Origin of the sequence: Barnesiella sp. (genome assembly GCF_022723415.1) — a bacterium.
GTDB classification, from domain to species: Bacteria; Bacteroidota; Bacteroidia; order Bacteroidales; family Barnesiellaceae; genus Barnesiella; species Barnesiella intestinihominis.
Genome location: NZ_JAIJHU010000025.1, coordinates 17,237 through 42,209 on the forward strand (window position 1 = coordinate 17,237; position 24,973 = coordinate 42,209).

The 24,973-nt window shown below is 46.3% G+C and carries 18 protein-coding genes and 2 tRNA genes; 14 read left to right on the plus strand and 6 right to left on the minus strand.

The window, feature by feature from the left end; all coding sequences use genetic code 11:
- The first annotated feature begins 162 nt into the window (after positions 1-162).
- Positions 163-426: a hypothetical protein gene (locus QVD32_RS06635; RefSeq protein ID WP_021890890.1), complete on the plus strand. Its 264-nt coding sequence runs from the start codon at positions 163-165 to the stop codon at positions 424-426.
- A complete protein-coding gene (locus QVD32_RS06640) occupies positions 423-704 on the plus strand; it encodes a hypothetical protein (protein WP_021890891.1) in 282 nt (93 codons plus the stop codon). The genes QVD32_RS06635 and QVD32_RS06640 overlap by 4 nt, the downstream gene beginning before the upstream one ends.
- A 266-nt stretch (positions 705-970) precedes the next feature.
- Here QVD32_RS06640 and QVD32_RS06645 read toward each other — a convergent pair.
- The 4 genes from QVD32_RS06645 to QVD32_RS06660 all read right to left on the minus strand — a co-directional run bounded on the left by QVD32_RS06645 (position 971) and on the right by QVD32_RS06660 (position 2,404).
- Positions 971-1,043: transfer RNA gene (locus QVD32_RS06645), tRNA-Gly, on the minus strand.
- A 10-nt stretch (positions 1,044-1,053) separates the two neighbouring features.
- Positions 1,054-1,136 (minus strand) — tRNA-Tyr (locus tag QVD32_RS06650).
- Between the two features lie 26 nt (positions 1,137-1,162).
- Positions 1,163-1,654 carry a 6,7-dimethyl-8-ribityllumazine synthase gene (gene ribH, locus QVD32_RS06655; protein WP_008863124.1) on the minus strand — a complete coding sequence of 164 codons (492 nt, stop codon included), beginning with the start codon at positions 1,652-1,654 and terminating at the stop codon, positions 1,163-1,165.
- A 78-nt stretch (positions 1,655-1,732) separates the two neighbouring features.
- Positions 1,733-2,404 (minus strand): tetratricopeptide repeat protein, encoded by a 672-nt coding sequence (locus tag QVD32_RS06660; RefSeq protein WP_021891653.1) that lies wholly within the window; start codon positions 2,402-2,404, stop codon positions 1,733-1,735.
- A 253-nt stretch (positions 2,405-2,657) separates the two neighbouring features.
- On the opposite strand from QVD32_RS06660, the gene recF reads away from it, so the two are divergent.
- The 7 genes from recF to QVD32_RS06695 all read left to right on the plus strand — a co-directional run bounded on the left by recF (position 2,658) and on the right by QVD32_RS06695 (position 10,206).
- On the plus strand, positions 2,658-3,764 hold the full coding sequence (gene recF / locus QVD32_RS06665) for a DNA replication/repair protein RecF (protein ID WP_021891654.1): 1,107 nt from the start codon (positions 2,658-2,660) through the stop codon (positions 3,762-3,764).
- On the plus strand, positions 3,761-4,051 hold the full coding sequence (locus QVD32_RS06670) for a DciA family protein (RefSeq protein WP_021891655.1): 291 nt from the start codon (positions 3,761-3,763) through the stop codon (positions 4,049-4,051). Before recF ends, QVD32_RS06670 begins: the two co-directional genes overlap by 4 nt.
- Before the next feature lie 18 nt (positions 4,052-4,069).
- A complete protein-coding gene (locus tag QVD32_RS06675; RefSeq protein WP_008863120.1) occupies positions 4,070-4,510 on the plus strand; it encodes an acyl-CoA thioesterase in 441 nt (146 codons plus the stop codon).
- A 74-nt stretch (positions 4,511-4,584) separates the two neighbouring features.
- On the plus strand, positions 4,585-5,199 hold the full coding sequence (locus QVD32_RS06680; RefSeq protein WP_021891656.1) for an SIS domain-containing protein: 615 nt from the start codon (positions 4,585-4,587) through the stop codon (positions 5,197-5,199).
- 11 nt (positions 5,200-5,210) lie between these two features.
- Entirely contained in the window at positions 5,211-6,140 is a 930-nt protein-coding gene (locus tag QVD32_RS06685; RefSeq protein WP_021891657.1) for a carbohydrate kinase family protein, read from the plus strand.
- Positions 6,032-7,291: a tyrosine-protein phosphatase gene (locus tag QVD32_RS06690; protein ID WP_118687040.1), complete on the plus strand. Its 1,260-nt coding sequence runs from the start codon at positions 6,032-6,034 to the stop codon at positions 7,289-7,291. Before QVD32_RS06685 ends, QVD32_RS06690 begins: the two co-directional genes overlap by 109 nt.
- A gap of 1,094 nt (positions 7,292-8,385) precedes the next feature.
- Complete coding sequence (locus QVD32_RS06695; RefSeq protein ID WP_118687039.1) at positions 8,386-10,206, plus strand: DEAD/DEAH box helicase; 1,821 nt, start codon at positions 8,386-8,388, stop codon at positions 10,204-10,206.
- 36 nt (positions 10,207-10,242) lie between these two features.
- Here QVD32_RS06695 and QVD32_RS06700 read toward each other — a convergent pair whose 3' ends face one another.
- Complete coding sequence (locus QVD32_RS06700; RefSeq protein WP_195241927.1) at positions 10,243-10,398, minus strand: hypothetical protein; 156 nt, start codon at positions 10,396-10,398, stop codon at positions 10,243-10,245.
- 694 nt (positions 10,399-11,092) lie between these two features.
- Between QVD32_RS06700 and QVD32_RS06705 the strand changes: the two genes are divergently transcribed.
- The 5 genes from QVD32_RS06705 to QVD32_RS06725 all read left to right on the plus strand — a co-directional run bounded on the left by QVD32_RS06705 (position 11,093) and on the right by QVD32_RS06725 (position 20,745).
- Positions 11,093-12,208 carry a Fic family protein gene (locus QVD32_RS06705; protein WP_021891095.1) on the plus strand — a complete coding sequence of 372 codons (1,116 nt, stop codon included), beginning with the start codon at positions 11,093-11,095 and terminating at the stop codon, positions 12,206-12,208.
- Between the two features lie 210 nt (positions 12,209-12,418).
- Positions 12,419-13,375 carry an NAD-dependent epimerase/dehydratase family protein gene (locus tag QVD32_RS06710; protein ID WP_021891094.1) on the plus strand — a complete coding sequence of 319 codons (957 nt, stop codon included), beginning with the start codon at positions 12,419-12,421 and terminating at the stop codon, positions 13,373-13,375.
- Between the two features lie 6 nt (positions 13,376-13,381).
- Positions 13,382-14,575, plus strand: a complete 1,194-nt coding sequence (gene kbl / locus QVD32_RS06715) for a glycine C-acetyltransferase (protein ID WP_021891093.1) — start codon at positions 13,382-13,384, stop codon at positions 14,573-14,575.
- 1,029 nt (positions 14,576-15,604) lie between these two features.
- Complete coding sequence (locus QVD32_RS06720) at positions 15,605-19,057, plus strand: tetratricopeptide repeat protein (protein ID WP_021891048.1); 3,453 nt, start codon at positions 15,605-15,607, stop codon at positions 19,055-19,057.
- A gap of 113 nt (positions 19,058-19,170) precedes the next feature.
- A complete protein-coding gene (locus QVD32_RS06725) occupies positions 19,171-20,745 on the plus strand; it encodes an ADP-ribosylglycohydrolase family protein (protein ID WP_118687038.1) in 1,575 nt (524 codons plus the stop codon).
- A 286-nt stretch (positions 20,746-21,031) separates the two neighbouring features.
- Here the strand turns inward: QVD32_RS06725 and QVD32_RS06730 are convergent, their stop codons facing one another.
- A complete protein-coding gene (locus QVD32_RS06730; RefSeq protein WP_118687037.1) occupies positions 21,032-24,472 on the minus strand; it encodes an exo-alpha-sialidase in 3,441 nt (1,146 codons plus the stop codon).
- Between the last annotated feature and the right edge of the window lie 501 nt (positions 24,473-24,973).

Here is a 24,973-nt window from a genome sequence, read left to right on the forward strand (position 1 = left end):
AAACCATGAAAACAAACAGCCGAAAGCATTCAATATATTATAAGAATATCGGAGGATATTTATCCTTAGCATGGGCTGTTTAGGATTAACCGAATAGACACTAAGGCCATTCATAAGCTATCGACTAAAATTACTATTAACAAGAGTTCATATCAGCAACATATGTTCGAATTAAATAAATACGAAAAACAAGTGGAAACTAATATCTCTATTTGTTTCATCTTGATGCTCATGAGCGATTTGGGTACAGCAGTAGCATGGGTAGGACTGGCAGCCTGTGTGATACTGTTCGGCCAATTGGTCTATTATCCCTTTCGGTGCAAGAAAAAAGACGAATATTTATTTGTGCCGTGGTGGATTCTTTATCTGCTTTATTGGTGTATATTTACTTATTGGACTGTTCATAATTTAGTTGCCGCATCATGAAAAAGAAAAGCAAATCGGTTATCCGCTTGAAATACATCGAGCTAATCGCGTTCATGGAAACATGGCTTGCGGGGCTTTGTTTCGTTGTAGGCATCAAGTGGCTCATCGGGCTGTCGATAGCCTTGTTTGCCATACCGCTGTGGGGGCTAATCTCCCATCGACGTTGGTGCAGAGCTCACAACGAACCGTATGCCAACTGGGAGTTCTTCTACACCGTTATCGCTTGGATCGTATATATATTTATAACGCTTGTCATCTATTTCCATTTCTTTACGTGAAGTTACACAAAGTACTCCGTAATGCTACGGGACACGGCAGGGGAGTGGTTGCTGCCCAATATGCTCCGCTTACCACGGTTTTCAACCCCTCCGTCACTGCGTGACACCTCCCCTATATTTTGCATAGCAAAACACCCCGCAATGCTACGGGGCACGGCAAGGGAGGTGGAGAATAGTTCAGGCTTGCTGCATAGCCGATATTTTAATCGACAGAAAAGAAATAAAAAAGAGAGGGTACATCGAAACGATGTACCCTCTCTTTATAGAGCGGAAGACGAGGCTCAAACTCGCGACCCTCAGCTTGGAAGGCTGATGCTCTATCAACTGAGCTACTTCCGCAATTTTTTTGTGGGCAAAGATGGATTCGAACCACCGAAGGCGTAAGCCAGCAGATTTACAGTCTGCCCCATTTGGCCACTCTGGTATTTGCCCTTAAAGCGAGTGCAAAGATAGCACTCTTATTTTAATTTACAAACGAAATCGTGCATTTTTATTGCCGTCACCGCCGCTTCGTCGCCTTTATTGCCCAATTTTCCTCCGGCCCTATCTTTTGCCTGTTGCATGGTATCGGTCGTCAACACCCCGAAGATGAAAGGTATCCCGAACAGGGTATTGAGGTGTGTAATACCTTGCGTGACACTTTGACAAACATAGTCGAAATGAGGCGTATCCCCCCGCACGACACAGCCGATGGCAATCACGGCATCGGGCTGGTAAAACTCGGCCATCTGCTGCGAGGCAAAAGTCAGCTCGACAGTTCCCGGCACACGGGCCACATAGATATTCTCCTCCTTTACCCCGTTACGGAGCAGGGTATCGACAGCTCCTTTCAATAGAGCATCGGTAATCTCGGCATTCCATTCGGCAGCGGCGATAGCCACTTTCATGCCCGAAGCATCGGGCATAGTATCGGCGTCATAAGACGATAAATTGTGATAAGCAGTTGCCATATATTCGGTTTCTCTTTTTGAAATAAGGCCGCCTTTCGAAATGAGAGACGGCCTTACCGATATGATTGAATTTCTTAATTACTTGTTTTGGGCACGCTCGATGTAACGTTCTATTCCACGAGCATCGTTGGAGGTAGGATATTTGTCCTTAATCTCCTGATAGAGTTTCACGGCAGCTTCGTTGTTACCCACTTTCTCATAAGCCGCGGCAGCCTTTTTCAAATAGATGGGACTGAAAACCGCATTGTCGGATTCCTTAGCGGCTTTCTCGAAATACTTGGCACTCTCGGCATATTTTTCCATATCTACCAGACAGTTCCCGATAGCGGCAGTCACGGCAGGAGACAACACGGTCTCGTCCGCACTGAATGCAGAAAGATATTTCTGTGCCGTTTCGTATTCCCCTTTTTCATAATAAGCCAATCCCAAATAGGCATTTGCCAAATTACCGGCAGCTGTCGAACCGTATTGGTCGACAATCGTCAACAAACCGTCGAATTTTTCATTACCGTTAATCGCCAAATCGATAGAATCGTTTTCAAAAGCCATAACAGCCTGATACATCGCAGCCTGAGCTTTATCCTCACGGGGCAACAGATAGAAATGACGTACTCCCAATATAGCTCCGACAATCACCACTACGACCAGCAATCCGAGCAAGAGGGGTTTCTGATACTTTTCAACAAACTGTTCCGACATAGAGAGAGCCTCATTCATTTTTTCAAGCTCGTCTTTTTCTTTTTCTGCCATATTTTTCTTGTCTTTTAATTATTTTTTATCCTCTACACAATTCCTATTATACAGAATCGAGTGACAAAAGTAATTTATTTCTTTTTATAAATAAAATTTCATCTTCATTTTTTTGTACGAGGAGCTCTAATAGACCCAATTATGCGCATGATTTCCCCTACTCCCACGACTTTTTCATTCCATTTCCATCGAACATTATTCGCAAAAAATAAAAAAGTTTGCGTATGTTTGTAGAAATAAAAGATAACCCGACATGATTCTTTCCCGGCTATCCATAGTCAATTTCAAAAACATTGCCCAAGCGGACCTGAGTTTTTCGCCCAACATCAATTGTTTTTTAGGCAATAACGGCATGGGAAAAAGCAATCTGTTGGATGCTATCTATTACCTTTCGTTTTGTAAGAGTTATACCCGCAATCCCGATTCGCAGAACATCAGACACGGAGAAGACTTTTTTGTCGTACAAGGTTATTACGAGCGTAACGGAAACGAAGAAGAACTGTATTGCGGTATCAAACGCCGACAGAAAAAAGCGTTTAAACGGAACAAAAAAGAATATGACCGGTTGTCGGATCATATCGGGTTTGCCCCCTTAGTCATGGCCGCTCCGTCGGACAACGAATTGATTTTAGGCGGAAGCGAAGAGCGAAGAAAGTTCATAGACTTGGTTATCAGCCAATTCGACAAACAATATTTAAGCACGCTCATACGGTACAACAAAGCGTTGGAACAACGCAATGCTCTGTTGAGACAGGAGTGTTCCGAAGAGATGCTATATGACATTTGGGAAGAGCAAATGGACTCGACAGCCGCACAAATTCACAACAGCCGCGACCGTTTTCTGCAATCGTTTATTCCCGTATTCCGGCGGTTTTACAACGAAATTTCATCGCAAAACGAATCGGCCGATCTCATTTACAAATCCCATCTTTCCGAGGGCGCACTGCTGCCGCAACTGAAAGCCAACCGCCACAAAGACCTAATACTGGGATATACTTCCCGAGGCATACATCGGGACGACATGGACATGATGCTGGGCGAGTATCCCATGAAACGCATAGGCTCGCAAGGACAATGCAAGACTTACCTGATCGCCTTGAAACTGGCCCAATACGATTTTTTGCGGGAACAAGGCGATACCACGCCTATCTTGTTGCTCGACGATATTTTCGACAAGCTCGATGCCGAGCGCGTAAAACAAATCGTGAAATTGGTTTCGTCGGATCATTTCGGGCAAATATTCATTACCGACACAAACCGGAAGTATTTGGACGAAATCATACATTTCATCGGGTCGCAATACAACATTTTCTCCGTCGATCGGGGAGAAGTTAAAATCTTGGAGGGAAAAACGCCATGAAAAAACAAGATGCACTTCCTATCGGCGACATTATCTCCCAATTCATCTCGGAAAAAAATTTCGGGCAGAAACTCGACGAAACGCAAGTCATGCGCTTGTGGCCCCGAATTGCCGGAGAGACGGTAAACTCCTATACGCAATCGATGTATGTACACAACCGAACGCTCTATGTGCGTCTATCATCTGCCGTTCTTCGCAACGAACTGACGATGTTGCGAAACGAACTTCTAACCCGTATCAACGCAGAATTCGGACATCGGGTTATCGACAACATTATTTTCAGATAAAGATAAAAAAAACAGACAATGGAAACGACATCTCCTGCATTTCGACACACGCTTCCGCTTCAACTCCGCTTCAACGACATAGACCTGCTGGGGCATGTAAACAACTCGGTATATTTCTCTTTCTACGACTTGGGGAAAGCCCGTTATTTCGAGACCGTGAAAGCCCAGAATATCGACTGGAAGAAAGCCGATGTCGTTGTCGCCAACGTCAATGCCGATTTCCTATCGCCCATCTACCCGGGTGAACCCATCGCCGTGCAAACCTGTACGGTCGAAATAGGAAACCGCAGTTTCAAATTGTTACAGCAAATTGTCAATACCGAAACCGGGCAAATAAAGGGCGTTTGCCACACAGTCATGGTGGGATTCGATATAACGGCCGGTCGTGCCGCCCCTATCAGCGACGAATGGAAAGAGGCGCTTTGCCGGTTCGAAGGGAAAGAACTTCGGAAAAAGTAACGAAATATAGCACGTAGTCCGAGCTTTTTCGTCGCGTTTTATTACTTTTGTACAAGATAAAGCCTAAAACAGATATGAATTTTACCGAAAAAATAGAGGAAATCCTACAAAAAGAGGCTCAGGCCATTCTGGATATACCGGTCACAGACCAGTTTGAAAAAGCCGTCGAACTTATCGTCGAGCAGGTACATCGAAAGGGAGGGAAACTCGTTACCAGCGGAATGGGAAAAGCCGGGCAAATAGCCATGAATATCGCTACCACATTTTGCTCGACCGGGACTCCTGCCGTATTTCTTCACCCCAGCGAAGCTCAACACGGGGATTTGGGCATATTGCAAAAAAACGATTTGATGCTGGTCATCTCCAACTCGGGGAAAACTCGCGAAATACTCGAACTTCTTCAACTGGCTTCGAACCTGATGCCCGAATTGAAATTCATCGTCATTACCGGGAACAACCGAAGCGAACTCGCCCAACGTGCCGACGTATGCCTTTTTACCGGAGCCCCGGGAGAAGTATGCCCACTCGGGCTGACACCGACGACCTCGACCACGCTTATGACGGTTATCGGCGATATTCTGGTCGTAGGCGCTATGGAGGCGACTCATTTCGACGCCCATCAATATGCCCTGCGTCACCACGGAGGATACTTGGGAACCCGTTCCAGAGAACAAAGTCAGAATAAATAAACCACGAGGACATGCGTAAAATCATAGGCATAGGAGAAACTATTCTCGACATTATTTTCAGGAACAACCAACCCTCTCACGCCGTTCCAGGAGGTTCCACGTTCAATACGCTCATTTCGCTAGGGAGATTAGGTGTACCGGCCACATTCATCAGCGAAATCGGGAAAGACACGGTCGGTGACATCATCATCGACTTCATGAAAAAAAATGGCGTTTGTACCGAGAATCTGGATATTTTTTGCGAAGGGAAAACACCCATCTCGCTGGCTTTCCTCGACGAGAATAACGAAGCTCGATACATGTTCTACAACCAGTTTCCCGAAGAAAGACTCAACTTCGTGTGGCCTCGCATTGAAAAAGACGACATTATCATATTCGGGTCTTATTTCGCCTTGAATCCAGCACTTCGGAAAAAGGTATGCGAGCTGGTGGAATTTGCCAAAGAGAGAAAAGCAATCATCTATTACGATCCTAACTTTCGCGATGCCCATGCCCATGAAGCTGTGAAACTCATGCCATCGGTACTCGAAAATCTCGAATACGCCGACTTGGTGAAAGGTTCGGCAGATGATTTCAACAATCTGTTCCACGTCACAGACCCTCAAAAAATATATACGGATCATATCAAATTCTACTGCCCGAACTTTATCTGTACGTTAGGCAGTAAAGGAGTGAAACTATTTTGTGAAAAAGGCGACAAACATTTTGCGACAACCCCTGTAACACCTGTCAGTACGATCGGCGCAGGCGATTCTTTTAATGCAGGAGTTCTGTTCGGACTGCTCAAACACGACATTACGCTCGATAAGCTATACAGTCTTACTCCCGAAGAATGGGAACCGATCGTACGATACGGAAGGGAGTTCGCCGCGACCGTCTGTTGCAGTATGGACAACTACATAACACCGGAGTTCGCCGCGAATTATATTACCCCGGAGTAATCCAAACGCCCTATAAATATTCTAAAATAAAACAAACCCCGGTACGGCTAACTATCGCATTGTCTTATATTTGCAATAAAATTTCATCACCGAACGATATGCGTTACCTACAACTTTGTTCTTTGCTCCTCGCATTGAGCGCTTGCTCTACGCACAGCCCAGACATTGATGTGGCGTGTGAAATCGACTTGCAAAACAACTACTTGTTAAAATGGGAAACCACGCCGAGGATCGAAGGAGAAGTTCAAGTTTACCGATCGACCGACCCCGAGCATTTCGATACAGCAAAGGAACCTGTCGCAACAGCAAGCATTCAGACAGGTTACACCGTTGTCCCGGATAGTCTGCAAACATATCGTTATTACTTTCTTCTTCGGTTTAACGACCGATACGACCGTATCGTAGGGCCACGTGCCGAACGATTGAAATATATCGAAAACTTCCGGGACTTAGGCGGATATGAAACCAAAAACGGCAAACAAATACGATGGGGGAAAATTTTCCGGTCGGGCGAATTTAACTCTTTGACGGCAAACAGCATCAACCGGATAAAAAACATGGGGATAAAAACATTAATCGATTTTCGGGATAGCGAAGACATCATCAAAACGAGTCCCGAACTAGGCTTCGATAATGTAATCAATCTGCCGGGCTCCCTTCATTACAGACAAAATTTATTACCCCGACTCGAAAAAGAGGAACTGAGACGAGGAGATGCCAACCTGTTCATGCAAGATTTATACGTCGCGATGGTTTCCGGTTCGAAAAGAGCCTTCAAATCAATGTTCAACCAGTTGCTGGTAGAAGATAATTACCCCATCGTTCTCAGCTGTATAAACGGAAAAGACTATACCGGATTCGCCGTATCGCTTTTACTCAGCGCTTTGGATATACCCGAAGACGTTATCATGAACGACTATCTGCTCTCCAACCGTTATTTCGACAAACGAAGAACCTCGTTCGATCCTAAAAACTGTTGCGACGAAACACAAGAAGCTCTATCGTTGATACAATCGGCCGACAGCCGATTCCTATCCTATGCCCGCGATTATATCCGTCAACAGCACGGGTCTATCAATAACTACTTGGAAGAAGAATTAGGACTTACACCCGAAAAGAAAAGGCAATTAAAGCATCTGCTGCTACACTGATCTTCGAACGGTCTTTAAGAACAATTCCAAGAAGCATATAAACATAAGTCACAATATGAAACCGGGCCGATTCGAAAAATCGGCCCGGTTTGTGTTATACCTTTTCATCAACGAACAATCAGGAAACATGGTTCCGTAGAAAATCAGAGGAATTAAACTTGAATGTTAGCGATAAATCTCTTGTTGATAGGTACATTTCTGTCTTCTTGGTGAATGATTAAAAAAGCCACCGAATAGATTCTTGAAAAATTTAATCCCTCCGTCACTACGTGCCACCTCTCCTATATGGCTAACGCCACACAGAGGAGAAGGTTACAAGTGAACCGATTCCCAAAAGTTGGATAAGTTCAACCTAATCGGAAACGTTTCACTTCATAGTTAGCACCGAATTACTCAATTCATCTCCTCTATACTGAAATCTTCGAAGCACATTTTAGCCTTTTCCCTGCCGTGCCCCATAGCTTTACGGGGTATTTCAATTTTCACTATCGAAGATATTTTAAAACTCCTCCTCTGTGTTTTGCTATGCAAAATATAGGGGAGGTGGCACGTAGTGACGGAGGGGTTGAAAACAACATCTCATCAATCTATTCATACCAGATATAACCCCCTCTCCCTATATTCCTTGCTGGAACACCCCGCAATACTACGGGACACGGCAGGGGGAGAGGTTAAAAAGGAGAAAAACCACTAAGAAGCTGTTTTAAATTTATTCCGAGACAGATTGAGCCTATGTTGAAGCAGATTGGAGTTCGAGATATGCAGTCAATAGCGGGCTATTGACAAAAATCAAGGGATTCAAGATGCGAGACAGGGGCTCAATATGGCCGGAACATACCTGCCTGCAATGATAATATTATTTCTCTATAAATTTAAAACAGCTTCTTAATATCGACCAATCCGAAATTATTCTGTTTTTTCAAGCAGTATATTGTACTCAAATCGAATATATTCCGATTTTTATCGTACCTTTGCCGGCACAAACAAAACTTTAACGTACGACAAGTTTTTATTCACCCTCTCCCCTTAGCCCCATTGAGGACGAAAAAAGGCCTTGTGCCCATGCGATAAAGCAAAAAATTACAACATTATAAATGAAAACATTTCAAGAATTAGGTATCTGCGACGAGATACTGAAAGCGATCACCGAGTTGGGATACGAGAATCCTATGCCCGTGCAGGAGCAGGTAATCCCTCATCTACTTAACGAAGAAACCGACTTAGTAGCACTGGCCCAAACCGGCACAGGAAAAACTGCTGCGTTCGGTCTGCCCGTTATCCAGCGCATCGATTTATCTCTGTGTAAACCGCAAGCGCTCATTTTATCGCCCACACGGGAACTTTGTTTACAAATAGCCAGCGACCTGACCGATTATTCGCAATATGTCAGCGGATTGCGTATATTGCCCGTATATGGAGGTTCGAGTATCGAGAGTCAAATAAAAACACTGAAAAAAGGCGTACACATCATAGTCGCCACACCGGGACGGCTCGTCGACCTGATCGAACGTCGCACGGTACAACTCGACCATGTTTCGACCGTAATCATGGACGAAGCCGACGAAATGCTCAACATGGGTTTCCTCGACAGTATCAACGCAATTCTTTCCAAAGTACCCCAAGAGCGTAAAATGCTGCTCTTTTCGGCCACCATGCCCAAAGAAATCGAGCAGATCGCGCGTACCTATATGCACGAACCGAAAGAGGTGGTCGTAGGAAGCCGAAACGAAGGAGCCGAAAACGTACGACACGTGTACTACATGGTACATGCCAAAGACAAATATCCGGCACTCAAAAGAATCGCCGACTATTACCCAAGTATATACGGAATCATATTCTGCCGTACCCGTCGGGAAACACAAGAAATCGCCGACCAGCTTATCGCCGACGGATACAATGCCGACTCCCTCCACGGAGAGTTGTCACAAACCCAGAGGGATGCGGTCATGCAAAAATTCAGATTGAGAAACCTGCAATTGCTCGTCGCCACCGACGTTGCCGCCCGCGGACTCGACGTTACCGACTTGACCCACGTCATCAACTACGGATTGCCCGACGACATAGAGACTTATACACACCGCAGCGGACGTACCGGCAGAGCCGGGAAATCGGGTGTTTCGGTCGCCATCGTGCACAGCCGTGAAAAAGGGAAAATGCGCGCTATCGAAAAGATTATCGGCAAAAAATTCGAACGGGGAATGGTTCCCACCGGAGAACAAATCTGCGAGAAACAGCTCTTCAACCTCGCCGACCGTATCGAAAAAGTAAAGGTAAACGAAGAAGAGATCGCCAAATACCTGCCGAACATCTCCCGAAAACTGGGGTGGCTCACCGAACAAGACCTCATCAAGCGAATCGTATCGCTCGAATTTAACCGGCTCATAGATTATTACCGCGACACCCCTGATTTGGATATCCCCGACGAAAACACTCGCAAACCCAAAGAGGGTAATTTTGCGAAGGAAGGACGTAACGGACGTAAAAAAGACATTCGCACAGCCGAAGCCGGATTCGAACGTATATATATCAACTTGGGAAAGGCTCACGGATTTTTCCCGCCCAACCTCATCGAAATGGTCAACTCCCTCGTACCGGGGCGTGTAAACATAGGACGTATAGACCTGCTGTCTTCCTACTCGCTTTTCGATGTGGAAAAAAGCAGCGCTCCAAAAGTCGTCGGAGCATTGAAAGGCAACGAATTCTACGGACATCGCATATATGCCGAGTTGGCGACCGATAAAGATTACAGCGCACCGAAAGGAAAAAGAAAAGGCAAAGAAGAAGGAGGACGCAGAACTAACGAAAAACGTTACGGGAATTCCCGAAGGGACCATTCGGAAAGCCGGTCCAGACGAGACCGTTCTTCCTCCAAGACAAAGAGAAACTCACACTCGTCCAAGAAAAAAAAAGGATAAATGCGCTGTGACGCAAACTTCCGACTACTTGAATATTCAGATGTAGACTCTATCACCATACGAAAAGCCGGCCAATCGTTGGTCGGCTTTTCTTTTATATTGCAGAAACGAAATTTTCATCTGGGTTCGATTCAGTAAAAATCCGTGAGGGATAAACCTGAATTTAGCGATGAACTTCTTATCGGTAACCACATTCCAAATCTCTTCGGAGAGGTTGAAAAGATTTCATAAGATTCTTAACTGTAAGGGTTAACGCTTTCACCCAAATGGCACTTTCTCTCTATTCCCTTACGGGAACACCCCGTAATGCTATGGAGCACGGCAAAGGGAAGAGGGAGATGCATCACTTCGCTCCTGTTATCGAAAGTATTAACACTTCTCCCCTGTGTTTTGCACAGCAAAATATAGGGGAGAAACAGAGGAGCGGTAGCGACGATGAGAGGGGTTGGAAATATGGCATATAGTATTTTTGTAGAACTAACCCCTCCGTCACTTCGTGACACCTCACCCTATATTTTGTTTGCCAACAAAACACAGGGGAGGAGTGTTAACGCCCTTTTACCGCATTATCTTAGCGAATAAGATAAATTGCATTTATCCCTCGTCCCCGTATTGCATTAGCTACAAAGTGACAGAGGGGTTCAAAACAACATCTCATCAGTCGGTTTATATCGGACATATCTCTTCTCCCCAGCTGTGTTCCGCAACATTTGACGGGGAGCTGCGTTAGCAATAGGGAAGTGCCCACAGGGCGAGGGGGTTGAAAAGATTATATAATTTTTGATGGAGGGGGTAGAGGTATAAAAGGACAATCTCCACTAATTATCGACTGAGTCTTGTTTTCTCCTCTCGATCCTACTATATTTGCATAAAATATAGATATATTATGAATATCATTCAAAAAATCAAGTTGAATAATCCAGAAAAAGAAAACCTGCAAAAAACTCTATATGAAATAGATACTCTATCAAAAAGATGGACGGGAATTCAAAAATCGGGAGAATCGGACTCCGAAGCGATACAAAAGAATATAGAAACGACTATTTCGGCTTCGCTCTCCCTCGAAAACATACCTTACACGGCTTTGCAAATCCAAAAGATAATAGCGAGACAAAAAGCTACCAATGACAAAAAACAGAGCCTGATTACGGGATACGATACCGTACTGAAAGCACTTTATACTCACCCTCACAACTATCCGCTTCTCGAAGACACTATCGTCACGATACATGCGGCCCTGTTTCCCAACGGGAAAATACATTCGAACGATGAACCGGCCGGCAAACCCAGCGTCGTCAATTTCCTCGACTACAAAGCGCCCACTCTATTCAGCCGTAACCAAGCGGTATCGGTCAATAACGAAATACGGGATTTGGTCGAATGGACCAACGACGAATTAAGTAAACACGAACATCACGCACTCGTTATCATCGCAGCTTTTGCCTACGAATTCATTTCCATACACCCGTTCCGGGAAGGCAAAGGAGAACTATCGCGCATTCTTTCCACCTTGCTGTTACTGCAAAACGGATACGAATGGGCCAAATTCGAATCTATCGATAATCTCATCGAGAAACGTCGGACAGAATATTACGGAACCTTGAAAGAGGGTCAGCAAAATCGCTACTCATCTCGCGAGGATATCTCGGCATGGATTCTATTCTTGTGCGATATATGGCTTCAATCCATACGAAACCTCGTCCCCGCCCCATTAACCGAGACGCCCCCCACACTCGATTCGACGGATATTCCCCTACGAAACAAGAATATAACGTCACACTCTACCGAACCGGGCAACCCGCCTGTCTATCTGAACACCCGGCAAAAACGGATATTGTCTTTCATGGAAGATGAAGGCCCGGTAAAAGTAAGCGACATCGCACAAGCCCTCAAACCCGTGTCCATCAACACGATAAAAAAAGATTTGCTCTATCTGCGGCAACAGAATTTCGTCGAAATTCACGGAGTACTGAAAGGTTCCATATATACGTTGAAAAAATAAAACTTTAAAAAGGTGAAAAATTAAACCGTTTCTCCATAACAATCGGGGCAAAAAATATATATATTTGCACAGTATGTGAAGGGTCGGTCGTAGTAGAGCTCAATCGCAAGATTTTGTTCACTATATACAGCTTTCCCCGAAACAAAAACAACCTTAACAATCCATTAAACACACATCAACCCGATTATCTAAAAAGGAAACAAAAAGACAATGAAAAAAATTCTTGTAATCGGAGCGACCGGGCAAATCGGTTCGGCATTAATGACAAAACTCCGCAAAGAGTATGGCAACGACAACGTCGTAGCGGGATATATCGAGGGCGTGCCTCTAAGCGATGAGTTGAAAAACGGCGGCCCTTTGGAAATCGCCGATGTAACCAATGCCCAACAAATCGCAGCCATCATCGACAAATATAAAATCGACTCGATATACAACTTAGCAGCCATATTATCGGCACAAGCCGAAAAGCGTCCGTTATTGGCATGGAATATCCAGATAGGAGGAGTACTCAACCTTCTCGAAATATCGAGAGAAAAAGGTTGCTCGCTCTTTACCCCCAGTTCCATAGGTGCATTCGGCGACTCGTCGCCCAAAATGAAGACTCCGCAAGAAACCATACAACGGCCGCGTACCATCTACGGAGTGAGCAAGGTATCGTGCGAATTGCTGAGTGATTATTATTTCTATCGCTATGGAGTAGATACCCGGTCGGTAAGGTTTCCGGGACTCATTTCGTACGAGACATTGCCGGGAGGCGGTACGACCGACTATGCCGTAGAAATATACTACGCTGCCGTCAAGGGCGAGAAGTTCGAGATTCCGGTCAAGGCGGGAACATTCATGGATATGATGTACATGCCCGATGCCCTGAAAGCGATGGTGATGCTGATGGAGGCCGACCCGTCCAGACTGAAACACCGCAACTCGTTCAACATCGCATCGATGAGCTTCGATCCCGAAATTATCTACAACGAAATCAAGAAATTCTATCCCGATTTCGTAGCCGAATACCGTATCGACCCCGTGCGGCAACAAATAGCCGATTCGTGGCCCGATATGCTCGACGATTCGTGCGCCCGTGCCGAATGGGACTGGAACCCCGACTACGACCTCGAATCGATGTCGGTAGACATGATCGACCACTTGAAAAAGAAACTCCTTAAATAAACGCCTATGTTCACACAAATGAAAGATCATCTGGCAAAGCAGCTTGCCGAGATAAAAGCAAACGGACTGTATAAAGTAGAGCGTACGATTATCACGCCGCAAAGTTCTGCCATACGAATTGCCGAACGTAGCGGAAAAGTGTTGAATTTCTGTGCCAACAATTACCTCGGACTATCCGACAATCCCCGGCTCATTTCCGCCGCGAAAAAGGCGATGGATTCCCACGGATTCGGCATGTCGTCGGTACGGTTCATTTGCGGGGCGCAAGACCTGCACCGCGAGCTTGAAAAAGCGATTGCTCGCTATTTCCATACCGAGGACACGATTCTCTATGCAGCTTGTTTCGATGCCAACGGAGGCGTATTCGAACCCTTGTTCACCGAAGAAGATGCCATCATCTCGGATGCGCTCAACCATGCATCGATCATAGACGGCGTGCGCCTTTGCAAAGCCAAACGCTATCGCTACGCCAATGCCGACATGGAAGAACTCGAACGGTGCTTGCAGGAAGCACAGGCTCAACGATTCCGTATCATCGTCACCGACGGAGTATTCTCGATGGACGGTAATGTGGCTCCGATGGACAAGATTTGCGACTTGGCCGAAAAATACAATGCTTTGGTCATGGTCGACGAATGTCACTCGGCAGGAGTCGTAGGTCCCAAAGGACGAGGGGTAAGCGAACTGTACAACCTGTACGGGCGTATCGACATTCACACCGGGACATTGGGAAAAGCGTTCGGAGGCGCTATCGGCGGATTCACCACCGGACGCAAAGAGATTATCGACATGCTGCGTCAGCGGTCGAGACCCTACCTTTTCTCCAACTCGCTCCCTCCCGCCGTAGTAGGAGCAGGAATAGAAGTATTCAAAATGCTCGACGAAAGCGACGAACTCCATACCCGCTTAATGGAGAATGTCACCTATTTTCGAGACAAGATGCTCGCAGCAGGCTTCGACATCAAGCCTACCCAATCGGCCATTTGTGCAGTCATGCTGTATGATGCCAAGCTATCACAATCGTTCGCCGCACAAATGCTCGACGAAGGCATTTATGTAACGGGGTTCTATTATCCTGTCGTTCCGCAGGGCCAAGCCCGCATACGGGTACAACTTTCGGCCGCTCACAAGAAGGAAGAACTCGACGCTTGTATCAAGGCATTCATTAAAGTCGGGAAAAATCTGGGAGTCCTCAAATAAAATTACGATTCCTCATACAGAGACAAAGGTCGTTTCCAATGTTGGAAACGACCTTTGTCATTCGTAAATCGAGCCGACGGTCAATCTAATGATTCAGTAGAAAATTCATGGGGTGGAAATGAATTTCAGCGATGTATTTCTTGTCGACAAACACATTCCTATCTCCTCGGTGAACGGTAAAAAAGTAGCTGAATAGCTTTTGATAAAAACCAACCCCTCCGCCACTTCGTGTCACCTCCCCTATATTTTGCGTTGCAAAACACAGGGGAGGAGGGTATTCCATTTCTCACTATCGTTTACAGTGCCGGAATGTAACTATATCAGAATCCCAAAGGAAGGGTGCGACACATTGCTTATTAACCTCTAAAATTAATTTGCTATGCAGCAAATTGAAACTGTCCCCATTCTCCCCTGCCGTGTCCCGTAGCATTGCGGGGTATGGCGCTAGCCAATAGGGGAGATGACAAGAAGTGGCGGAGAGGTTGAAAACGATATCTCATCAATCTGTTCATATCAGATATTTACCCCCCCCTCGCCCTATGGGCACTCCCCCTATATTCCCTCGGGAACACCCCGCAATGCTACGGGACACGGCAAGGGAAGAGGTTAACAAATATACCGATAGTGTCATACCAATCCCCCGCTGTTCTAAGTTAAAATACAAGGGAAGAGTGTAAAATATCTCACAATGTCGCAGAGCACGACAGGGAGAGGATTAAAAGTGCTGCTCCGAACCTTATTCCCTCCGGCGCTTTGTGGGTATCTCCCTTCTCTCCTATTGCTTCGCAACATAGGAGAGACACAGAAGAAACAATCGTTTCTGAGAAAAGGGATTAGAGGTATAAAAAGACAGTCTCCTCTGATTTCTTATTGATCCGATATCCCATAATTATCAACTGAGCAAATTTAATCGTATAACGCCTTGTTTTTTAATAAAATTCAGCTATATTTGTAAATACGAACTACATACGGGACTGAACATATACAAGCAATCGAACGCTTATCGACTGTATCAAGATAAATCGAACCATGAAAACAAACCGAGTCATCAAAATTTTTCTCGCCTCCTCCGAGGAGTTAGAGGCCGATCGTTATCGTTTCGGGAACCTCATTAGAAAACTGGACAATATTTATGAGAAACGAGGCATACGCATCGAATTATTCGAATGGGAGGACTATGACGCCGCCTATAACGGCATGCGCAAGCAAGACGAATACAACGAACGAGTGAGAGCGAGCGACATGTTTCTGGCGCTATTTCATAAAAAAGCGGGGAAATTTACCATCGAGGAGTTCAACATTGCCCGAAAAGCGTTCGACGAGCAGGCTTCTCCCAAAATATATACCTATATAAAAGACCTCGAAGCAGGCGAAAGCGAAAGTCGGGAACTGGCAGAGTTCAAACGACTCATGCTCGAAGAGCTGGGACACTATTGGTGTCGATACAGCAACTTCGACACCATGCAACTGCATTTTGTCCTACAATTGCAAATGGTAGAGGCCACCACCCCGATAAAGGTGGAGGTAAAAGAGTCGCAGGTGAAAATAGGAGACAGTACGATCGCCGACTTGAACAATGTGCCTTTTACCTCGGAGAATGCCACGCACAGAGAACTGCAATCACGGAAGGAACAACTCGATCGGGAAATCGGTAATGCCGAGTCAGGCGGCCGAAGAGGATTCTTCGGGCAACGTTCCCGTATGACCGACGAGGAGCTCGCTAATCTGAGGGAAGAACGCGAGAGTGTAACCGAACAGATAGAGCGACAAGAAAAGGCACTCGTAGACACGGCAATGTCTATCGCCCGCATGCAGGGCGGTGAATGTAGCCCCCGTATGAGAACAGCCGCCGAACTGTTTGAAAAAGGAGAGATCGACAAAGCGGGAGCCGTTCTCAAAGAAGACGATATGGAAGCCGATGCCACGAACGCAAAATTGAAATTCGATACAGCAGCGCAGCCAACCGCCGAACTCACCCGAAACATAGAACGATGTGCGGGAGAATACATGCTTAAAGCTCGTATCGTCGTCAGTGGAATAGCCGACGAATCGAGATACCGACAAGCGGTAAAACTCATGTCGACGGCGATAGACCTTGTTTCGGGACGACTGCCCGAAGAAACATTGGCAGAATACCTGTTCGACTATGCCGTACTGCTTACAGATGTAGGTCAACAAACAAAAGCCCTCGAAACGTGGGAACGGTTGTCGGGCATATACGAACGTTTATACCGCAAAGCACCTCAGAAGTATGCCTACGGTTACGCCGGCGTATTAAACAATATGGCAGTACTTTACAGCGATAAGGGCGATTTCGACCACTGCCTATCCAAATACTTGAAAGCCGTAGATATTTATGATCGGCTCGACCGGGAAGGACCGGGTATATATGACGACGATATAGCACGTCTCAAAAATAACCTCGGAACACTTTACTCCGACCGAGACGAATATAACAAAGCCTTATCGGAGTTCAACGAGGCTGCACGCATACGATTCGAGCTCCTCGCCAAAGACAACGACCCCGATTCCCGATCGGCTCTGGCCGACATTTATTGTAATATGGCTACGGCATTGCAATTTTCGGACCACCCCCAAGAAGCTCTGCGATACATAGCCCAAGCGCACGCCATACTCGACGAGCTGGACAAAGAGTTTCCGAGAATATACGAGTACAAACTGTACTCGATTTTAAATCGGGAAGGCTCGATTTATACACGGCTCGACCAACTCGACAAGGCGGAAGAATCCTTGCAAAAATCCCTACAATTGGCTGCGAATCTCGCCTCCCGCATGCCATTGGCTCATAGTGCCGACTTGGCCACGGCAAAGATGGAAATGAGCGGGCTGAACTATGTGCTCGGCAAAAACGAAGAGGCAAGGAAGGGATTCCGCCAAGCATTGGACATATTCAGACGATTGCAAACGAAAGAACCGGTTTACGACCATCAAATCGCCACCGTTCTCCAAAACTTGGGTGTCATCTGCCGCCACGAGGAGAAATACGACGACGCGGAAAAGTTCCTCAAAGAGGCACTGGATATTCGCGAAAGGCAGCACGCCCAAGCCCCATACTCCTTCACCGCCGACCACGCCAAAGTCTGCCGGGACTTCGGAGATTTGTTGGTCGATATGGGAGAAAACGACCGGGCCGGCGAGATGTTCGAGAAAGCGGCAACGCTATATACAAATGCCGCCGAAAAAAGCGGACATCTAAAAGTATCCATCGCCGATTCGATTTATGCATGGGCAGATACTCGTCTCGACTCCGAGGAATACGACCGGGCCGAATCCCTGTTCAAACAAGCATTGAGCATATACAGCAGGCTCACCGATGACAAAACGAGCTACGACATGGCACGAACATGGAGCCGCATGGGCGATCTCTATATGCTTTGGGAAAAGCCCCAAGCCGTGCCTTCTTATGAAAAAGCACTATCGATGTTCAAGGAACTGCACGCCCCAGACTCCGACTATCGAGAAGAGACAGCTCACATAACCAACTGTATGGCACTAATTTCCAGCGCAAACGAAGAATATGACCGAGCGAGTGAGCTATACGAAGAGTGTATATCGATTTACGAATCTCTCTGTAACGACGGGCACGACAATCGAGCCGACTTAGCGGAAGCCTATTGCAGTCTGGGCGAAACCCATTGCAATCTGGAAGCAGCCGAACCCGCCCGCGAATGTTTCGAAAAATCGTTGAAACTTTATCGAGAAATAAATGCCTGCCCGGTTCCCCTGCATATCGACAAAATGGCAGTCGTATTGAAGAAACTCGGTATCGTACTTTACGTATGCGAAGAATACGACACAGCCATTACGCTCTATCTCGAAGCCTACGAATTACTAAACGCCATCTACCGGAAAACAGGAGAATGCGGCGAAGAATTAGGTTCGGTAGCGCTATGCCTTTCGGAAACATTCGCAGATACCGGAAAAGCCCGAAAGGCGAGAAAGTACTACGACATCGCTTTGAAATTCGGAGCTATCGAAGAAGATGAGGAGGAGGATTACAACGATGACAAAGATGAGGAAGACGAAATCGATGAGGACATGGAGGAAGATGACGAAGACGGCGAGTGTGAAGAAAGCAATGAGACAGACGAAGCTCGAACGATAGAAGACATAAGAATCGCCAAGAAAAACGCCCATCGTTTTAAAACGGCATCGGACTATCTGGAAGCCGCAAAATGCTATACTGACAAGGGAGACTTGCAGAAAGCGAAAGAGTTATATATCGATGCAATAAACATCTGCGAAAAATACCTCGTCGGAGGATTTACCGAAGACACCTATCGGGTAAAAGCAGAATGTTGCAGGAATTTCGCCGATATAATCAAGGAAGAAGGACACCTTGAAAATGCTATGGCTTTCTATCAAGAGGCTCTGCGTATCTATAAAATACTGAAATTCTATTCACCGGACTATGAACAAGCCTTATCCGAAGTAGAAAGGCGCATAAAAATTTTCACATAAAAGAGACCACTTATCATACAAAAAGTTAAAAAATGATATATATTTCAATCTTGACTATCCTTTTAACAAACCTTTCTGTCTCTTTATCATAAACTTTTAACACATTAAAATTTATGATGAATACCATGAAAAAAGGATTGGGGTTACTCATGCCTCTTTTCCTAATGGCGTGCAGCCAACAAGCTACGATCAGCAAAGACACTCTGAAAGACAAAATCGCCGGTGGGTGGGCAGGTAAAATGATAGGGGTATCCTACGGACTCCCTACCGAATTCAAAGCATTGGGCAAGATGTATGAAGATTCTATCCATTGGGCTCCCGTCCGAGTAAAAGATGCTTTGTGGGAAGACGACTTGTATGTACAGCTAACTTTGATGGACGTAATGGACAAACACGGTATGCAAGCCGAACAAAAAAAATACCAAGAGGCTTTGGCAACAGCCGGGTTCAGACTGTGGCACGCCAATGTACAGACCCGCAAAAATTATTTCGACAGCATATTTCCGCCCCAATCGGGACAGCCCGAATTCAACCTCCATGCCGATGACATAGACTTTCAAATCGAAGCTGACTATATCGGGTTCATGTGTCCCGGCATGCCGCAGACGGCCAACAAAATGGCCGATTATATGGGTCATATCATGAACTACGGCGACGGTGTGTATGGCGGTGCATTCGTAGCCTCGCTGTATAGCGAAGCCTATTTGCAGAACGATATCCGGTCTGTCATCGAAAAAGCATTGCTCTCTTTACCGGCCGAAAGCGGTTATCGCAGAATCATTGAAGATGTCATCGCTTTTCACCAAGAAAATCCCGATGACTGGACTAAGTGCTGGCAAATGTTAGAAGACAAGTGGGCTCGCGCGAACATTTGCAACCCCGGCACGAAATACAATATCGATGCCAAACTGAACGGAGCCTACATCGTTATAGGATTGCTCTATGGAGAAGGAGATATAAACAAGACATTGGAAATATCCACCCGCTGCGGACAAGACTCCGACTGCAACCCGTCCAACGCTTTGGCTGTTTTGGGTATCATCAAAGGATTCAGCGCGTTCCCCCAAGAGTATAGAGAAGCTATCGAAAAAATCGGAGACAAACCGTTCGTTCACACCAACTACTCTTTCAACAAAGCGGTGGAACGCACTGCGGATTATGCCGAAAAACTCATTGTGGAAAATGGCGGTAAAGTAACCGAAAACAGTTACTCCATCGTACTGCAAGAACCGGTTGCCCTTCCTATGGAAGATGCGTTCCCCAACTTGGTATACAGCAAACGCGCAGCCATCGTCGATGCCGACAAAGACAGTTGCTGGACTTTGAAAGGGAATTGGCAGGATGCCGAAAACGGTTATGTGAAATATAGCGAACAAGCCGGCGATGAAATAACGTTCACTTTCGAAGGAACAGGAGCTTCTATCGAAGGCTGGTGGGTTAAAAACGGAGGCAAAGCCGACGTATATGTCGATGGTATATTCAAACGCACGATAGACTGCTTTTACTACTATGCCAAACAAGAACACCGCAACATAAACATCTTCCACATCTTGAACTTGGAAGAAGGGAAACACACCATTAACATAGTAGTCAAAGGAGAAAAAAGAGAAGAATCGGAAGGCTGTGCAATAGGTGTCCGTGGCGCCGTCGTTTATAAAAACGGTACAAAGTCATACGATGCCATATAGAAAGCCCTACATTCATTCTTATCGGCAGTAAATCTCAATAAATGTATTCCCCCTATATTTTGCTGTGCAAAGCACCCGTAATGCTACGGGGCACAGCAAGGGAGAGGGTAAAATATTCAAAGTAACATTTCACGACACCTTTCGAAGCCCCTGTATTACACGGGGCAATGAAATAGAGAGTGATGCCCCGAAGGACAAAACGGGCGGGACATCGTGAAAAAATGACAAAGGTCGGCGGGGAGTTTCCCCGCCGACCTTTGTTTATGAGGGCATCGTTCCCTGTATCTTATTTCTTAATGAATTTCACTACTTTCTCGGCTTCTGCGGTCGTTACCTTGACAAGATAGCAACCCTTTGCCAAATCGGCCACGTCGACTGTTGTCTCTATCGCCGTTCTCACCAGTTTTCCCGTGAGGTTATAAATATTGACTTCAAACTCGCCGTCCGTCACACCCTCCACATGGAGAACGCCACTCACGTAGCGGGCAGATATCGCCTCTCGATCGTTCTCTGCTATGCCGGTTTCCGGATCGTATACGAAATAAGCCTCGAACGTGTAATTGCCCACGAACTGTTCGGCCGGCATCGTGTAACTGTTGTCGGAGGCCAAAGTCAACTCCATAATAGCTCCGAATTGACTCGGGCCGTACATCACTCTACCTACCTTGTAATCCTCAGCAGGATCGAACGTGATCCTGAACGATGTTCCGGCCTCGATGGGCTCGCCGCTCTCGTAACTTTGTGTGCCGTCGGCGCTCGTCAGTATTATACTACCCTCGCCCTCTACCACGCTATACGTTACCGTGTGGGTGGGCTTGGCCTCGAACGTGACGCTTATCTCCGTCGCACCCGTTACCGTATGGGTCTCGCCGCTCGTGATATCCTCGCCATTAACCGTGAGGCTGGCCAAGTTATAACCCTCGTTCGGGGTGGCGGTAATGGTCAATTCCGAATTTTCTTCCACCGTGTTTGCTCCGGGCACAAGGGCCACACTGCCGTTCATCACGGTTAGCGTACCGTTCTCTACTGTTTCGGGAAGGGTCACGGTATAAGTGGCCGGACGTTCCACGATCCGCAACGTGAAATCGACGATGTTGCCGCCGTTGCCGGTAAGGGTATTGGCGATTTCATCGGGATGCCCACAAGGATCCAAGTGACACCAGTCTATTTTCAAACGCACGCGGTATTCGCCGGGAGCAAGACTCTCGGGCAATGTGAAGGAGGGAACATCGTCCAGTCTGCTGTTATTCTCCGTAGTTTCGCCCTTGCTGTTCTTACCCCACTGAGAGTCACTCGGGCTATAAAACGTATAGGAGACCAGCTCACCGTCGGCCGTGGGATAGTCGTCGCTCCCCAAAGTATAAGAGAACGTGTAGTCCTTGTCGTAGTCGATGTAGAGGTAGCCATGCATCCATTCTCCCGCCCAATTAACGACAGGCTGTATCTCCTCTCCGGCATATGCTTCGAACACATTGTCGGTCTTGTCTACATAAACCGCTTGTCTTGTCGTGGAATATACCGATACCGAGAAAGGAGAAGTTCCCCCGTTCATAGTGATACTGCGGACATACCGCTGGTCATGTGACGAGTTCCCTTCGTACGTGCAGTATGCCGGTACGGCCTCTTCGAATTCGGCGGTAACCGTAGTCTCTTGCGTCAGCGTAAAAATGTTCACGTTTCTTTCCAATGCCACATCGTTCACCCGAATTTCTTTCAGCTGGTATCCGTCGGCAGGTTCTGCCACGACAGTCAACCTCGTATTTTCGGGTATTCCGGTTCCGCTAACCACTTCGGTGGAACCATTCATCACTTTCAATGTCCCTTGCTCGGGGTCGGGAGCAGCGATTGTCACGGTATAAAGCGTACTGTAATTGGGGAAATTCACCAATGTACCCGTATGTCCGTGACCTGAGATATCGGGAACTTCCACCCCCGAAATATCGGTAAAGTCATAAGCAGCCACCAAACCATCGGTCGTTCCGTCTACGGTAGCGTCCATATCGGCTTTAATTTCGTCCAAAGTCAACGCTTTATTATAGAAACGCAGGTCGTCCATCTCGCCATTCATAAAAAAGGAGGGAACAGATGCCGAACCGTCGCTGTTCGAATATCCGGCTCCGACCAAAACATCGAAGTTATTTTCCAGAGACTTAGATTGAAAATCGGCGTGTAGAGATTTCGATTCACCCAATACACCATCTACATAAATATTCGTCGTATTTTCGTTCCAGTCGAAAACCCAAGTCAAGTGCACCCATTGATTTTCAGTGAACGTGACACCTGTACCGTTACCTTTACCACCCCACGGCGAACCGGCAGGGGAAAGGTTGGTAGAGAATCGTGTACTGGCATTCATATCGCCCCACATTTCCCAACCGACAGTACCGCTATTGGCCGTTCCCGTATAAGAACGTTTCGACACAAAACGGCAAGAACTACCCGAGAAAGGCATTTTCACCTTGCAAGTAACCGTGTAGGATTCACCGATAGCAATATTAAAATCATCGGCAGAGGGAATACGCATATAGCGATCCGTACCGTTCAGTTGCAATGTACCTTCCGAAACCACAGGAGGCTCGGTAACATCGGAAGTGAGCCAATCCATCGTGAATCGATAGAACACGAGTTGGAACCCGTCTTCACCCGGAAGATTACTATCCCATTTACCCTCTTCGACCAAAGCGCCTATTGTCCCATCGGACAAAACCGTTAAAGAAGAATAGGCAGAATAACCGTCTACCAAACGTTTCTTTATCGGCCAAGTCTCACCATCGTCTTCACTCAAATAAATCGTGACATTCTCACGGGTTGTCGTACTTTCCGGAAGAGAGTGCAACAAGCGGCTCTTTCCTTCCGATCCTTCGTCGGTAGAATAGGAGTAACGAATGATATCGCCGTTACAAGCCGGGTCTTTCAATTCCGTCTCGAAATAGGCTTTGCCCCAAGTCTGCCCCCGGTCGGTGGATTTACAAAAAATGCGGTTGCCCTTGCTCGGATTGCGGATGCTCATTAAAATATCCCCGTTTTCAAGTTCCACCACTTTGGCTTCGTCTCCCGCAGTTGTAGCCGCATTGGTCGACAAAGTCCAATTATCGCCTCCGTCATCGGAATAGATAGCATAATTATGAAGAGGGACTCCGGTGGCAGAAGTGGCACGAATCGCCAAAACAAACATCAAACGGCCATCTTTCAAGCATAAGCCGTGACCCGATCCGGCAAAACCGGCATACCAACTGCTATGGTTAGCATACACCTGATCGGTAATAGCTACCGGCTCGCTCCAAGAAACACCGTTGTCGGTACTCTTGGAAACATAGATTCCTTGCCGCTGACTGGGCGTTGCATTCCATAGCCCCTGATCACCCACGAACATACAAATCAAATTTCCCGTCTTTTTATCGAGTACCACAGCCGGGTCGCCATATGTTTTACCGTTACCGCCCTGAGCAACGACAACCGGCTCCGACCAATTTTTACCGTTATCGGTACTTCTTCTCGACATAATGGAAATCGTATTGGGCAGGTCTCCCAAACTGCTGCCTCGTTTGTCCACCACAGCGACCAACGAATTGTCGGCAGCAGTCACCAAAGCCGGAATACGCCAATATTGGGAATCATAGTCTCCCATATTAAACAAGACGGTCCGCTCGGGAGCGTCCGACGCCCACGTCCAAGAAGCGCTTATGCACATCAAGAACAGCAACAAAAACTGTACACTTTTTCTCATGATAATTTTTAATTGTTTTGTTAATTATTGACTCACCGGCAAAATCCATTCGATATCGACACGATTCTACCGGAGAACCTTTTATTTTTAATCATTCAGTTTCACCGAATAAAGAAGAGATAATAACTCACGAAATTCTCAGAGACCCCAGAAGACACCATACAATACAAAAATTTATAGAAACGAACCCCTTACTTTCATACATACTGTGCCTCTCGCGGTATTTGAATTTTTCAGAAATCAATAGCCCCTTCTTAATAATATTAAGAAATAGTCAAATTTATATCCATAGGCTACACATATTTTTAATATTAAAAAATCAAAATGATTTCGGGAAATAAAAAGAATAACGTTTCGCGCCTCAGGTACACCCATCTCCTAAGCAACGCTCTCCCCTTCAATAGTTTAATAAGAATTATAATTTGTGATCGATTTTCTTCGTTGAAACAGGTTCTTCATAGTTTCTATTTCGTTTTTCATGATATAAAAATGCATTTTTAT

Coding starts and splice junctions, on each gene's coding strand:
- QVD32_RS06635 (WP_021890890.1), top strand. CDS start 163: ATGTTCGAATTAAATAAATACGAAAAACAAGTGGAAACTAATATCTCT.
- QVD32_RS06640 (WP_021890891.1), top strand. CDS start 423: ATGAAAAAGAAAAGCAAATCGGTTATCCGCTTGAAATACATCGAGCTA.
- ribH (WP_008863124.1), bottom strand. CDS start 1,654: ATGGCAACTGCTTATCACAATTTATCGTCTTATGACGCCGATACTATG.
- QVD32_RS06660 (WP_021891653.1), bottom strand. CDS start 2,404: ATGGCAGAAAAAGAAAAAGACGAGCTTGAAAAAATGAATGAGGCTCTC.
- recF (WP_021891654.1), top strand. CDS start 2,658: ATGATTCTTTCCCGGCTATCCATAGTCAATTTCAAAAACATTGCCCAA.
- QVD32_RS06670 (WP_021891655.1), top strand. CDS start 3,761: ATGAAAAAACAAGATGCACTTCCTATCGGCGACATTATCTCCCAATTC.
- QVD32_RS06675 (WP_008863120.1), top strand. CDS start 4,070: ATGGAAACGACATCTCCTGCATTTCGACACACGCTTCCGCTTCAACTC.
- QVD32_RS06680 (WP_021891656.1), top strand. CDS start 4,585: ATGAATTTTACCGAAAAAATAGAGGAAATCCTACAAAAAGAGGCTCAG.
- QVD32_RS06685 (WP_021891657.1), top strand. CDS start 5,211: ATGCGTAAAATCATAGGCATAGGAGAAACTATTCTCGACATTATTTTC.
- QVD32_RS06690 (WP_118687040.1), top strand. CDS start 6,032: ATGGGAACCGATCGTACGATACGGAAGGGAGTTCGCCGCGACCGTCTG.
- QVD32_RS06695 (WP_118687039.1), top strand. CDS start 8,386: ATGAAAACATTTCAAGAATTAGGTATCTGCGACGAGATACTGAAAGCG.
- QVD32_RS06705 (WP_021891095.1), top strand. CDS start 11,093: ATGAATATCATTCAAAAAATCAAGTTGAATAATCCAGAAAAAGAAAAC.
- QVD32_RS06710 (WP_021891094.1), top strand. CDS start 12,419: ATGAAAAAAATTCTTGTAATCGGAGCGACCGGGCAAATCGGTTCGGCA.
- kbl (WP_021891093.1), top strand. CDS start 13,382: ATGTTCACACAAATGAAAGATCATCTGGCAAAGCAGCTTGCCGAGATA.
- QVD32_RS06720 (WP_021891048.1), top strand. CDS start 15,605: ATGAAAACAAACCGAGTCATCAAAATTTTTCTCGCCTCCTCCGAGGAG.
- QVD32_RS06725 (WP_118687038.1), top strand. CDS start 19,171: ATGATGAATACCATGAAAAAAGGATTGGGGTTACTCATGCCTCTTTTC.
- QVD32_RS06730 (WP_118687037.1), bottom strand. CDS start 24,472: ATGAGAAAAAGTGTACAGTTTTTGTTGCTGTTCTTGATGTGCATAAGC.